Origin of the sequence: Patiriisocius marinus, from assembly GCF_008974325.1 — a bacterium.
Taxonomy (GTDB): domain Bacteria; phylum Bacteroidota; class Bacteroidia; order Flavobacteriales; family Flavobacteriaceae; genus Patiriisocius; species Patiriisocius marinus.
The window spans coordinates 95,126-108,174 of sequence record NZ_BKCG01000007.1; the positions used below are offsets into that span (position 1 = coordinate 95,126).

The following is a 13,049-nucleotide window of genomic DNA, read 5'->3' on the forward strand; positions in this document are numbered from 1 at the left end:
ATATTTCTAATATTTCGGCATAAAAAAAGCGCCCAATGTATGAGCGCTTTTTAAAATTATTAAAATTTCGGCTTACTTAAAAGCGTTCAATCCTGTAATATCAAATCCTGTAATTAGTAAGTGAATGTCGTGAGTTCCTTCGTAAGTAACTACACTTTCTAGGTTCATCATATGACGCATTATAGAATACTCTCCTGAGATTCCCATACCACCAAGCATTTGTCTTGCATCGCGTGCAATTTTTAATGCCATATCTACATTGTTACGTTTTGCCATTGAAATTTGAGCAGAAGTTGCCTTGTTTTCATTTTTCAATTGACCTAAGCGTAAACAAAGTAATTGAGCCTTTGTGATTTCGGTAATCATTTCAGCTAATTTTTTCTGTTGTAATTGGAATTGACCAATTGGTTTTCCAAATTGGATACGCTCTTTTGAATATCTTAATGCTGTGTCATAACAGTCCATTGCTGCGCCAATTACACCCCAAGCAATACCGTATCTAGCAGAGTCTAAACATCCAAGAGGAGCTCCTAAACCAGATTTGTTAGGTAATAAATTTTCTTTAGGTACTTTCACATCTTGGAAAATAAGTTCGCCAGTTGCACTAGCTCTTAAAGACCATTTGTTGTGTGTTTCAGGAGTTGTAAAGCCTTCCATTCCACGTTCAACAATAAGACCGTGAATTCTTCCTTCTTCGTTTTTAGCCCAGACTACAGCAACGTCACAAAAAGGTGAATTTGAAATCCACATTTTAGCACCATTTAATAAATAATGGTCTCCTTTGTCTTTGAAATTTGTAACCATACCTCCTGGGTTTGAACCGTGATCTGGTTCAGTAAGTCCAAAAGATCCCATCCACTCACCTGAAGCAAGTTTAGGTAAATATTTAGTACGTTGCTCTTCATTACCGTACTTCCATATTGGGTACATAACAAGTGAAGATTGAACAGAAGCGGTAGATCTAACACCACTATCACCACGCTCAATTTCTTGCATGATTAAACCATATGAAATTTGGTCAAGTCCTGCTCCACCATATTGTTCTGGAATGTATGGTCCAAAAGCACCAATTTCAGCTAAACCTGGGATAATACTTTTAGGGAATTTAGCTTCTTGTGCAGCTTCTTCTATAATAGGAGAAACATCGCGCTTTACCCATGAACGGGCAGCATCTCTAATAAGTTTATGCTCTTCAGTTAATAAATCATCAATGTTATAATAATCTGGAGCTTCAAATAAATCGGGTTTCATATATTTTTTTTAAAATAATGGCTAAAAGTCTCTTTTACTGTTTTGTAAAATTAACTTTTAGCCATTAAATAATAGGATAAAATTAGAACTATTTTATTATCAATTTGTGTGTTTTAATGCTTCCTTCAATTGAAACATTCATAAAATACACACCACTTGGTATATTCTCAATATTAATAGTTCCAGTTGTTTGTGATATTGATTGATTGAGTAATTGCTTCCCAGAAAGATCAATAATAGATACTTGATCAATAATGTTATTGGCAGATAGGTTTACGTTGTTGCTTGCTGGATTAGGATAAAATTCGAATGAATTAAAAGCATTATTATTTGTACCTAATATGTTTTGAATATTTATAGGTCCAACCCAATTGCTAGTGAAATCACTATCACATAATGCGCGAACATAAAAACTGTTGTATCCGCCTTGTGGTACGTCAATAAGTTCTTGTGTGCTATTTACGATAATGTATGTTTCATCATTAATAAGACTGGTTCTTCCGTATAATACTTCCCATTGTGTTGCATCTCCATTTTCCATCCATTCTACAAGTATATCTCCGTCAGTATTTGTTTGATAACCATTAAAGTCAGTTGGATCAACACATAATGGCTGGAAGCTAGTTCTGTTTTGGAGGTACATTGAAACAGGAATATATCCTTCATCGTTTACAAACTGTGCATCTGGGACATCAATTTTGATTTCGTGTGTTCCTGCAGCAAGATTTCCTAGGCTTATTTCTCTAATAGGAATTACATCGCCAGGACACCAGTTGTTGAATGATAGCCAAAATCTAGTTGTTCTTGGGCTTGGAGAATAAATTCCATTTCCTTGTGTATTGTATTGACGCCAAGGTTCACATGATTTTCCTCCAGGAATGTATTCTTTAACAAGTGTATTGTCTAAATAAACAAAATGATCTCTTCGTTCATATTCTTCACCACCAGCATTTGCTCCGTGATTTGAAGTTATTAAGAATAAGCTCAAATCTTCAACAGCTTGGTCTAAAGTGAAACTTACAATTTTAGTTGTTTCGTCAGGGACATCTGTTCCGTTATAATTGTTTAGTTGATAATTGTCTAAGAGTGGAAGGATAAAATTGTCATTTGGAAATGTTTGACTACTATCTGTTTCAGTTGTTAAAACTAATGTGCCATAAAAAGTGTCTATTCGTCCATCACAACCAGCAACTTGTGTTTGTGCTGCATATGGTACTCCAAAAACATCAAGTTCCATCCAGAAATCATATTGAGCAGTTAAAGTTGGGTCATTTAATATTTCAGCAACATTGTCCATTGTAAATGTAAATGGCACCTCCATTGGAGCGTTATTTTTATTCATAAATGGAGTGATAAATCTTGAGATTTCAATTCTATCAACTTCAGATGAAACATACGTGGCTTGTCCTGTTGGAACCATTGCAAGGTAAACTCTTGCAATTCTATCATAGTTATCGCAAGCTGCTTTTAATGTAACGTCCAGTGTAAGTTTATTACCAATGGCACTTAACTGGTCTGCGGTCAATTTTACAGCATAATTAGAGTTACTATGTCTTAATACTTCAGGTGGCATAGGTTCGTATAAATCTGCTTCGTCTACTAATCCGGCATAGCCGTCATAGAATAGTACTTCATCAAATACAGTGATTGATGTTGATTGTGCGAAAATTGAATTTGCAAAGAGAGTTGTAAAAAACACTGCAATTGCAACTAGAGATGTAGCTTTTTTCATAAAGTAAGTTTTACATAAAGATACTGATTCTATAGTTTTTCACAACTCTCAAAAATTCAGGTAATTTAATGGAATGAAAAATCTATAAAACGTGCTTTTAAAACTACATTTTAAGGTAAAAGTCTTTAACTAATTCAATATATTCTGGGGTGTATTTATGACGTTCAATTTCAATAGTCAAAGTGGTAGTATTAGGAGTGATTTTGTCAAATCCTAATTCTAACATAACTCTTTTAATAGGTGAAGATTTTGTTCCTTTAACGTTACATTTTTTTTGAAGATGTAAATGATGTTCTTCGGAAATTTTAAGAAACTCAACCTCTTCCTTTTTAGGAATAATTACAACAAACTTTCCAATTTCAGAAAGTAAATGTGCTGCACAGACTATTAAATGTTGAAATGGCATAGCGTCTGTAAACCTAGCGGTATCTCTTGCTTTGTCATTCGTTTTATAATCTTCTGTGTAAAATGGCGGATTGCTTATTATAAGATCGTAAGGTTCTTCCTCGCTCATTTCTGTGGCAAATTCCTGAATTGACGCATGATAACAAAATAGGCGATCTCCCCAAGGAGAGTTTTCAAAATTTGACGTTGCTTGTTCAAAAGCGTTGTCATCAATTTCAACAGCTTCAATATTTTCAGCATTGCTTCTTTGTGCAAGTATCAGAGAAATTACTCCTGTTCCTGTACCAATGTCTAAAATATTTGAGGGATAGTTTTCAAGGGATGCCCAAGCTCCAATTAACACACCATCTGTTCCTATTTTCATAGCACATTGGTCTTGATTAACGGTAAACTTTTTAAATTTAAAAGGGTGGGTACTCACGATAGGTACAATTCAATCAATCCGTCTGGAACATCCATTGTTATAGTTTTAGATGCTCTGTCAAGTTCTAAAATAAACTGGTCGTTAATAGGGATAAGTATTTCGGTACCATCTCTGTCAATTACAAATAAATGCTGTGCTGTGTGATCATTCACTGCAGTTATAGTTCCCACTGCTCCAAAATTTTTATCGATAACTGTAAATCCAATAATTTCGTGATAGTAGAATTTAGTTCCTTCTAGTTCGGGAAGAAACGTAAGTGGTAGGAAAAGCTCTCTACCTATAAGTGCATCGGCACTTTCTTCGTCATAGCAATCTTCAAACTGAACACGTAAAAGTGTAGATTTATGAAGTGAGCTTGACTCAATAAAAAATGGAATCAGTGTTTTGTGTTGTTCCACAAAAACCGATTCCATTTCTAGAAATAGTTCGGGTTCGTCAGTATCTAGTTTGATAAGGAGTTCGCCCTTAAAACTGTATTTTTTAACGACCTTGCCTACGAAGAAACAGTCCTTCTTTTGCATAGTCTTTCAGTTTTATTCGTCTTCTTTAGCTACCTCAGTGTCCGCTGCTGCTGCACCTTCTTCTGCTGCTTGCTCTAAAGCTTCAACTTCTTCTGTCGCATCTACAGCAACTTCAACTTCTGGAGTTTGTGCAGCAATACGAGCTTCGTTAGTTGCTTTTTCAGCAGCTAAAGCTTCGGCCTTTAATTTTTCTTTAGCATCAGAAAGAGATGACTTTTTAGAATCTACAGCTTTCGCTTTTTCTTCTAACCAGTTATTGAACTTTTCTTCAGCTTGCTCTTCTGTTAAAGCACCTTTACGTACACCACCAGCTAAGTGATTTTTCATCATTGCTCCTTTGTAAGAAAGGATAGCACGAGCTGTGTCCGTAGGTTGTGCTCCATTTTGAAGCCATTGTACAGCTTCATCGATGTTTAGTTCGATTTGAGCTGGGTTTACTGTTGGATTGTAGATACCTAATTTTTTAAGGTATTTACCATCTCTTTTTGAACGGCTATCAGCCGCTACGATCCAGTAAAAAGGTTTCCCTTTTTTACCGTGTCTCTGTAGTCTAATTTTTACAGGCATAGAATTAATTTTTGAAGTACGCGACTTCGGTTTTAATTATAAATTGTTTCCCAATGAGGATTTTAAGATAAAGTTTTCGATAACTGACACTTATAATCTGATTTTGGGTCTGCAAAGATACTGTAAAATATCTTTGTAATTCAATCGTTTGTATTAAATTTTATACATTTGCACAACCTATTTATGTCCCCGTTTATTATGAAAAAGTTATTATACTTATTTTTTGCTACTTTAATTCTCGCATCTTGTTCTGAGAATATTGAAGATAATCGTCCTGCATTGCAGGGAGTCATTAATAATGAGTTGTATAGAGCGATCGATGCACAAGCTGTTAGAGGTCTCGATGGTGATTTGACTATAACAGGTTTAACAACAGGTGATGATTTGACACTGCGTCTTTCTAGTGCTACCGCTGGAACTTATAGCTTAGGTGACGATAGTCCAAACTACGCTAAGTTTACTACTCCCGGTGGTTTTACATATAATACCAACCCTGATGGTAAAGGTGAAGTTGTAATTACACGACTAGATCAAGCTAACCAAAAAGTATATGGTTCGTTTGAGTTTGACGCTATTATCGCTGGTTTAGATACCATTTATGTAAGAAACGGTGTCTTTTTTGAAGTTCCATACATTCAGCAAACAGAAGAAGATATAAACGATAATCCAGAGATAACTTGTTACGCTGGAAATTTTGTAGCGCTTATTGATAATGACCACACTTTGTCTCAAGGATTAAATATTTGTATAACGGCGGTGGCTAATGAAGATCAAATTGTAATTACTGCAACTGATCCTGATGAGAAAATTGTTGTTAGAGTACCTGTAACGGCTGGGGTAGGACAAAACCCATTACCTGCAGAAGGATTTAGTGCTTCGTATACTAATCTAGAAACAATGGTTACTGAAGAGGCAAATACAGGTAACTTCATTGTGTTAAGTCATAACATAAACGCGAGACTAATTAAAATAACTTTCAATTTTATTACAGATAATCACATAATTGATAGTGCAAGTTTAAATGTAACATATCAATAATAAGGTAGTGATCTTATTACTCATTTGATTGAGTATTTATAAAACTAAAACGTTCAGGATTTTTATTCTGAACGTTTTTTTTTGGTGTAAAACTGTGAACAACTCAACATAACTTTTAACAGAATAAAAAAGTAGAAATTATTACATTTACAAAGAGCAGTCTCTGTTTGTTTTCTTCGGAAATATTAAAGTTTCAATCACTTTAGGAGGTGTTAAATTCTTAAAATTTCCGAAGTGATACAGCTGCTCAATCCTCTTTAATTCTATATTTATTTATGTACTTAATCTTTGATACTGAAACTACTGGACTGCCACGTAATTGGAACGCGCCGTTAACAGATAGTGATAATTGGCCTCGTTGTATACAGATTGCTTGGCAACTGCATGATGCAATGGGTAACGTTATGGAGCATCAAGATTATTTAGTACAACCAGAGGGATTTAATATTCCTTTCGATGCTGAAAAAATTCACGGAATTTCAACAGAGCTAGCCCAACAAAAAGGTGTTACGCTAGATCAAATGATGACGAAGTTTCAAGAGGCATTAACTAAAACTAAATTTTTAGTAGGACAAAATGTTGGGTTCGATCTCAATATTATGGGAGCCGAGTTTTTACGTTTAGGAATAGAAAACCCGCTTCCCGAATTTCCTGTACTTGATACTTGTACTGAAACTACAGCACAATTATGTCAAATTCCTGGAGGACGTGGAGGTAAATTTAAATTACCAACACTTACAGAGTTGCATACCTTTTTATTCAATGAAGGTTTTGGAGAGGCGCATAATGCTACGGCAGATGTGGAGGCAACTACACGTTGTTTTTTAGAATTAGTACGTCGTCAATTATACACCATTGAAGAGCTTGATGTACAGCCAGATTATTTTGAAAATTTCAGCAAGGAAAACCCAAAAGAAATTGAAATAATTGGGCTCAAACACATCAACCTTAAAAAGGCTTCAGAGAAAATTAGGAAGCAGTTAGAGGCAACTAAAATAGTTGATGAGATTTCAACGAAAGAGCTTGAAGAAAACATTGCAAATCTTGAAGATGTTCCTTTTGCTCATTTACACAACCACTCACAATATTCCATTTTACAATCTACATCTAGCACGCAAGATCTAGTAAATGCTGCAGTTGCAGATAATCAACCAGCAGTTGCTATTACTGATAGTGGGAATATGATGGGTGCCTTTCACTTTACACGTTCAGTAAATAATTATAATAAAAGTCTTGATGATGCTTATAAGGAGGCATTAGCGGCATATGATGCTGTGGATGATACGGCAACAGATTTTGATGGAGAAGTGCCAGATAAACCTGAGAAACCTACGCATTTAAAAGCTGTTGTTGGTTGTGAGTTTTTTGTATGTGAAAATCACTTAGATAAAAGTCAAAAGGATAATGGTTATCAAATTATTCTTATTGCTAAAAACAAAAAAGGATATCATAATTTAGCGAAACTTTCGAGTATAGCATATACACAAGGGTTCTATTATGTACCTAGAATTGATAGGAAAATTATTGAAGAATATAAAGAGGATGTAATTGTACTTTCTGGTGGAATGTATGGTGAAATCTCAAGCAAGTTATTGAACATAGGTGAGAAGCAAGCTGAAGAAGCTTTGCTTTATTGGAAAGAAGCGTTTGGTGATGATTTCTATTTGGAAATAATGCGCCATAACCAAGAAGATGAGGATAGGATTAATGAGACGTTAGTGCAGTTTTCTAAAAAACACGACGTAAAGTTAATTGCTGCTAATAATACTTATTATATAGAAAAGGAAAGTGCTAATGCTCATGATATATTGCTTTGTGTTAAGGATGGTGAAAAGCAAGCAACACCTATAGGTAGAGGTAGGGGTTATCGTTATGGATTGCCAAATCAAGAATATTATTTTAAGTCGCAAGACGAAATGAAGTCTTTATTTAAAGATCTTCCACAGGCTATTCAAAATATTAGTGATGTTATAGAGAAAATAGAACCTTTCAGTTTACAACGAGATGTATTACTGCCTAAATTTGATATTCCAAAAGAATTTGAAGTTCCTGAAGATGCAGTTGATGGTGGAAATAGAGGGGAAAATAAATTTCTTCGTCACTTAACATATATTGGTGCAAAGAAACGATATGATGCCTTTAAGGAAGAAACTGAAGAGCAAAAAGAAGAGCTAGTTAAAATTAAGGAGCGTTTAGACTTTGAGCTAGATGTAATTGAAAAAACAGGGTATCCAGGATACTTTCTAATAACAGAAGATTTTATTAGAGAAGCCCGAAATATGGATGTTTCGGTAGGTCCCGGTCGTGGATCTGCAGCAGGATCTGTAGTTGCCTATTGTTTGTGGATTACAAATATTGACCCTATAAAGTACGATTTGCTTTTTGAGCGTTTCCTAAATCCAGATCGTGTAAGTATGCCCGATATTGATATTGACTTTGATGATGAAGGTCGAAGCAGGGTAATGGATTACGTTATTGAGAAATATGGTGCAAACCAAGTAGCTCAAATTATTACCTATGGTACCATGGCCGCAAAATCTGCTATTCGTGATACTGCTAGAGTACTAGATTTACCTTTGAGTGATGCAGATCGAATTGCTAAGTTAATTCCAAACATGACGAAGCTTAACAAGATCTTCGCAATGGATGAGAAAACACTTCGAAGTAAATTTAGAAGTGATGAGTTGCCTAAGGTGCTTGAATTAATAGCACTTAGTGATGGAATGGATTTAACAGCTGAGACTGTGAACCAAGCAAAAATTCTTGAAGGATCTGTTAGGAATACAGGAATACACGCATGCGGGGTTATTATAACACCGGGAGATATAACTAATTATGTTCCAGTTGCATTAGCAAAGGATAGTGATTTGTATGTTACACAGTTTGATAACAGTGTAGTTGAAAGTGCTGGATTACTTAAGATGGATTTCTTGGGTCTCAAAACCTTAACCTTAATTAAGGACACAGTAAAAATTGTAAAACATAAACACGATATATTACTTGATCCAGATACTTTTCCGCTGGATGATGTAAAGACATACGAGTTATTCCAGAGAGGGGAAACAGTAGGGATTTTTCAATATGAATCTGCCGGAATGCAGAAATATATGAAAGAATTGAAACCTACAGTATTTGCAGATTTAATTGCAATGAACGCCTTGTATCGTCCTGGACCTTTAGAGTATATTCCAAGTTTTATTAGACGTAAAAATGGAGAAGAAGATATAGAATATGACCTTCCAGCAATGGAGGAATATTTGAAGGAAACATACGGTATTACAGTATACCAAGAGCAGGTGATGTTGCTTTCGCAGAAATTAGCCAACTTTAGTAAGGGTGATGCCGATGTATTGCGTAAGGCAATGGGTAAAAAACAGAAAGCAGTACTTGATAAAATGAAACCGCGTTTTATTAAAAATGCAGTAGCGAATGGTCATGATGCAGAAAAGCTAGAAAAAATCTGGAAGGATTGGGAGGCATTTGCAAGTTATGCCTTTAATAAATCGCACTCTACGTGTTATGCTTGGATTGCTTATCAAACAGCTTATTTAAAAGCGCATTATCCAGCCGAGTATATGGCTGCGGTATTGAGTAATAATATGCGAGATATCAAACAGGTTACATTTTTCATGGAAGAATGTAAACGAATGGGGCTTGAGATTTTAGGTCCAGATGTAAATGAGTCTTTTTACAAATTTTCTGTAAACGATAGAGGAGCTGTTCGTTTTGGTATGGGAGCGATTAAAGGGGTTGGTGAAGGAGCTGTCGCTACAATAGTTGAGAATAGAAAAGAAGAAAGATATAAGTCAATCTTTGATTTGGCAAAACGAATTGATTTAAGAGCAGCAAATAAAAAAGCATTTGAAAATCTAGTACTAGCTGGAGGATTTGATAGTTTTGAGCATAATCGATCACAGTATATGCACGATGAGGGAGATGGGACTCCATTTTTTGAAAAGGTGTTAAAGTATGCTGCAAAATATCAAGAAACCGAAAATAGCAGTCAAGTAAGCCTCTTTGGTGGAAGTAGCGAAGTCCAAATTCCTGAACCAGTTGTGCCACCTTGTGAAACTTGGGGTACAATGAAAAAACTAAAACAAGAGCGCGAAGTTGTAGGTGTTTATATCTCCGGACATCCGCTAGATGATTTTAAAATTGAAATGCGCTCATTTACAAATTGTCAAGTTTCCGATTTTAATGAACTGGAACGCCATGTAGGTAAAGAGCTTAGTTTTGGAGGAGTAGTAAGTGATGTCCAGCATCGTGAAAGTAAGCAGGGTAAAGGTTGGGCAATATTTACGATTGAAGATTATAACGATAGTTATGAGTTCAAAATATTTGGCGAGGAGTATTTAAAACTTCGACACTTTTTAGTTCCTAATAGTTTTATACACGCCCGAGTTTATGTTAAAGACGGTTGGGTAAATCGCGATACAGGAAAGAAAAGTGAGCCTAGAATGCAATATAATGGCATGCAATTGTTGCACGATGTAATGGAGAGCAATGCTAAAAAATTGACCCTTCAAATGCCTATTGAGCAATTACAAGAAAAAGAATTAAAATTTCTTACCGAAACGTTAACGGCTCATAAAGGTGATCGTCCATTATACTTTACCATATATCAAATGGAAGAAAAAGTGAAGTTGCAAATGCCAAGTAGGACTCATAAAATTAAAATATCTAATGAGCTCATTGAGGCTTTAGATGAGCAGCAAATAAAATGGCGACTGAACTAAATGTAAAATTCAACTAAATTGTTTTCACTTTTGTTGCGTATTAAAATTTTGGCTTTGCTATAAAAATAGTTGATGTGTCTATCGACGATTCTAATATGCTGGTTGTAAGGTTTGGAACAAAAATTGACTACTTTTGTGTATAGATTTATTAACGTTATTTCCTCCGCAAGTAGGAAATCAAAATTTAAAAAAAATGGCATTAGAAATAACAGACGCAACATTCGAAGAAACAGTATTAAATAGTGATAAACCAGTAGTAGTAGATTTCTGGGCAGCTTGGTGTGGACCTTGCCGTATGGTAGGACCAATCATCGATGAACTAAGTAATGACTACGAAGGAAAAGCAATTGTTGGAAAAATGGACGTAGATGCAAACCAAGAATTTGCAGCTAAATACGGAGTTCGTAACATTCCTACAGTATTAGTTTTTCATAAAGGTGAATTAGTAGGTCGTCAAGTAGGTGTAGCGCAGAAAAGTGTTTATGCTGAAGCGATTGACGGTTTATTATAATCGACTATCACATAAAGTAAAAAAGACTCGGCAATATGTCGAGTCTTTTTTTTGGTTTAAAATTAAGGAGTAAAAATTGATGAGTAGGTTTAAAACTTCGGAAATTTTACTGATTGAAGCCTGTGATATTTAATAACATTATAGGACTTAAAATTAGTATATTTGAACGAATAATATGAATTTGACTGTCTATTTAGGCATACTATTAATGGCTTGATTTAAAGCAAGCGTAGAAATGAAATAAGAAATGAGTACAGAGAAAAAACAAAAAGTTCAAGATAGAATAGAGCAACAACAATTAGATGACCGCACCATATTTTTATGGGGTCAGGTAGATGATAAAAGTGCGCGTCACGTTGTTGATAGATTAATGTATTTAGATTTGCTTAATCACGAAGAAATTAAATTGTATATCAATAGTCCAGGAGGTTATGTAACATCTGGTTTTTCAATGTACGATACTATTAAAAATATTAAAAGTCCAGTTTCTACTATATGTACAGGTCTTGCTGCTTCTATGGGAAGTATTTTACTTTCAGTAGGAGAAAAAGGACGTCGTTTTATACAGCCTAATGCTAAAGTGATGATTCATCAGCCAAGTGGTGGAGCTAGAGGTCAAGCAAGTGATATCGAAATCACGGCTCAGGAAATTTTAAAAACTAAAGAAGTTAGTGCAAAAATTTTAGCTGAAAACTGCGGACTCGAATTCGATAAAGTGATGAAGGATTTCCAAAGAGATCATTGGATGGATGCAGCTGAGAGTGTAAAGTATGGTATTGTTGATGGAATAATGGAATAATTTATTAGTCAATAAATTTACCAATAGATTAGAATAAAAAGATGTTGCTAAGTGGTTTTATTTAAAATCACTTAGCAATTTATTATAAAACTATCCCGAAGGATGAATATAGAAAAAGAAATAAATGAAATTACAGGTTTTAAAAATCTGGAGCTTTTAGCGATGCAAGTTGTTGAGGGGTTTATTTCTGGTTTGCATAAGTCCCCTTTCCACGGGTTTTCAGCTGAGTTTGCTGAGCACAAAATTTATAATAATGGTGAGAGTACTAAACATATTGACTGGAAATTATATGCCAAAACTGATAAGTTGTACACCAAGCGTTATGAAGAAGAAACTAATTTACGTTGTCATTTAATATTAGATAACAGTAGTTCTATGCATTATCCCTCTATGAAAGAGATGGATATTCATCATTTAAATAAAATTGGTTTTTCTGCACTTGCTTCTGCTGCTATTATGAATTTAATGAAAAGGCAGCGTGATGCAGTAGGGATGAGTATATATAGTGATGAATATGAATACTACGCAAGTGAAAAAGGAAGCGAACGTCATCATCAACAATTATTAAGTAATCTTAATAATGCAATATCACAATCACGTGTTTCTGTACAGACAAAAACATACAGTCATTTACATTTAATAGCTGAAAAGTTAAAACGACGAAGCCTAGTGTTTTTGTTTACTGATATGTTTCAAAGTGATAAAGAAGAAGAGAAGCTTTTTGAAGCTTTACAGCATTTAAAATATAATAAGCACGAGGTTGTTTTATTTCACACTTATGATAAAGAGAAGGAATTAAAGTTTGATTTTAACAATCGCCCAAAGCGTTTTATAGATGTTGAAACTGGAGAACATGTAAATGTATATGCAGATAATGTAAAGGAAAACTACGAAGCAGCAGTTCAATTTTACTTCGATGAGCTTGCTGTAAAATGTGGACAGTATAGAATAAAATACGTTCCTGTAGATATTAATGAAAGCTTTAATGCTATTTTGACCACATATTTGGTTGAAAGAGGTAAGTTTGGATAATATATTTTAAAATTATTTTTATTGTATTCTGTT

10 protein-coding genes are annotated in these 13,049 nt (G+C 34.6%); 5 read left to right on the top strand and 5 right to left on the bottom strand.

The window, feature by feature from the left end:
- Positions 1-72: 72 nt before the first annotated feature.
- The 5 genes from GBH57_RS12475 to GBH57_RS12495 form a co-directional block, all read right to left on the bottom strand.
- Positions 73-1,251, bottom strand: coding sequence for an acyl-CoA dehydrogenase family protein (locus GBH57_RS12475; protein WP_151674831.1), 1,179 nt, complete (start codon positions 1,249-1,251; stop codon positions 73-75).
- An 88-nt stretch (positions 1,252-1,339) separates the two neighbouring features.
- The gene (locus GBH57_RS12480) at positions 1,340-2,983 is read right to left on the bottom strand and encodes a peptide-N-glycosidase F-related protein (RefSeq protein ID WP_151674832.1); all 1,644 of its coding nucleotides are present in this window, start codon (positions 2,981-2,983) and stop codon (positions 1,340-1,342) included.
- A gap of 103 nt (positions 2,984-3,086) precedes the next feature.
- Positions 3,087-3,752, bottom strand: coding sequence for a tRNA1(Val) (adenine(37)-N6)-methyltransferase (locus tag GBH57_RS12485; protein WP_174844037.1), 666 nt, complete (start codon positions 3,750-3,752; stop codon positions 3,087-3,089).
- A gap of 53 nt (positions 3,753-3,805) precedes the next feature.
- Positions 3,806-4,333, bottom strand: coding sequence for a ribosome maturation factor RimM (gene rimM / locus GBH57_RS12490; protein ID WP_151674834.1), 528 nt, complete (start codon positions 4,331-4,333; stop codon positions 3,806-3,808).
- 12 nt (positions 4,334-4,345) lie between these two features.
- Positions 4,346-4,900 carry a 30S ribosomal protein S16 gene (locus GBH57_RS12495; RefSeq protein WP_151674835.1) on the bottom strand — a complete coding sequence of 185 codons (555 nt, stop codon included), beginning with the start codon at positions 4,898-4,900 and terminating at the stop codon, positions 4,346-4,348.
- A 198-nt stretch (positions 4,901-5,098) separates the two neighbouring features.
- Here GBH57_RS12495 and GBH57_RS12500 point away from each other — a divergent pair, with 198 nt between their 5' ends.
- From GBH57_RS12500 to GBH57_RS12520, 5 genes are all read left to right on the top strand, one after another.
- A complete protein-coding gene (locus GBH57_RS12500; protein ID WP_151674836.1) occupies positions 5,099-5,938 on the top strand; it encodes a DUF6252 domain-containing protein in 840 nt (279 codons plus the stop codon).
- A 275-nt stretch (positions 5,939-6,213) separates the two neighbouring features.
- A complete protein-coding gene (gene dnaE / locus GBH57_RS12505) occupies positions 6,214-10,674 on the top strand; it encodes a DNA polymerase III subunit alpha (protein ID WP_151674837.1) in 4,461 nt (1,486 codons plus the stop codon).
- Between the two features lie 193 nt (positions 10,675-10,867).
- Positions 10,868-11,185 carry a thioredoxin gene (gene trxA / locus GBH57_RS12510; protein WP_151674838.1) on the top strand — a complete coding sequence of 106 codons (318 nt, stop codon included), beginning with the start codon at positions 10,868-10,870 and terminating at the stop codon, positions 11,183-11,185.
- Between the two features lie 247 nt (positions 11,186-11,432).
- The gene (locus GBH57_RS12515) at positions 11,433-11,984 is read left to right on the top strand and encodes a ClpP family protease (protein ID WP_151674839.1); all 552 of its coding nucleotides are present in this window, start codon (positions 11,433-11,435) and stop codon (positions 11,982-11,984) included.
- A 102-nt stretch (positions 11,985-12,086) separates the two neighbouring features.
- Positions 12,087-13,016, top strand: a complete 930-nt coding sequence (locus GBH57_RS12520; RefSeq protein WP_151674840.1) for a DUF58 domain-containing protein — start codon at positions 12,087-12,089, stop codon at positions 13,014-13,016.
- The last annotated feature ends 33 nt before the right edge of the window (positions 13,017-13,049 follow it).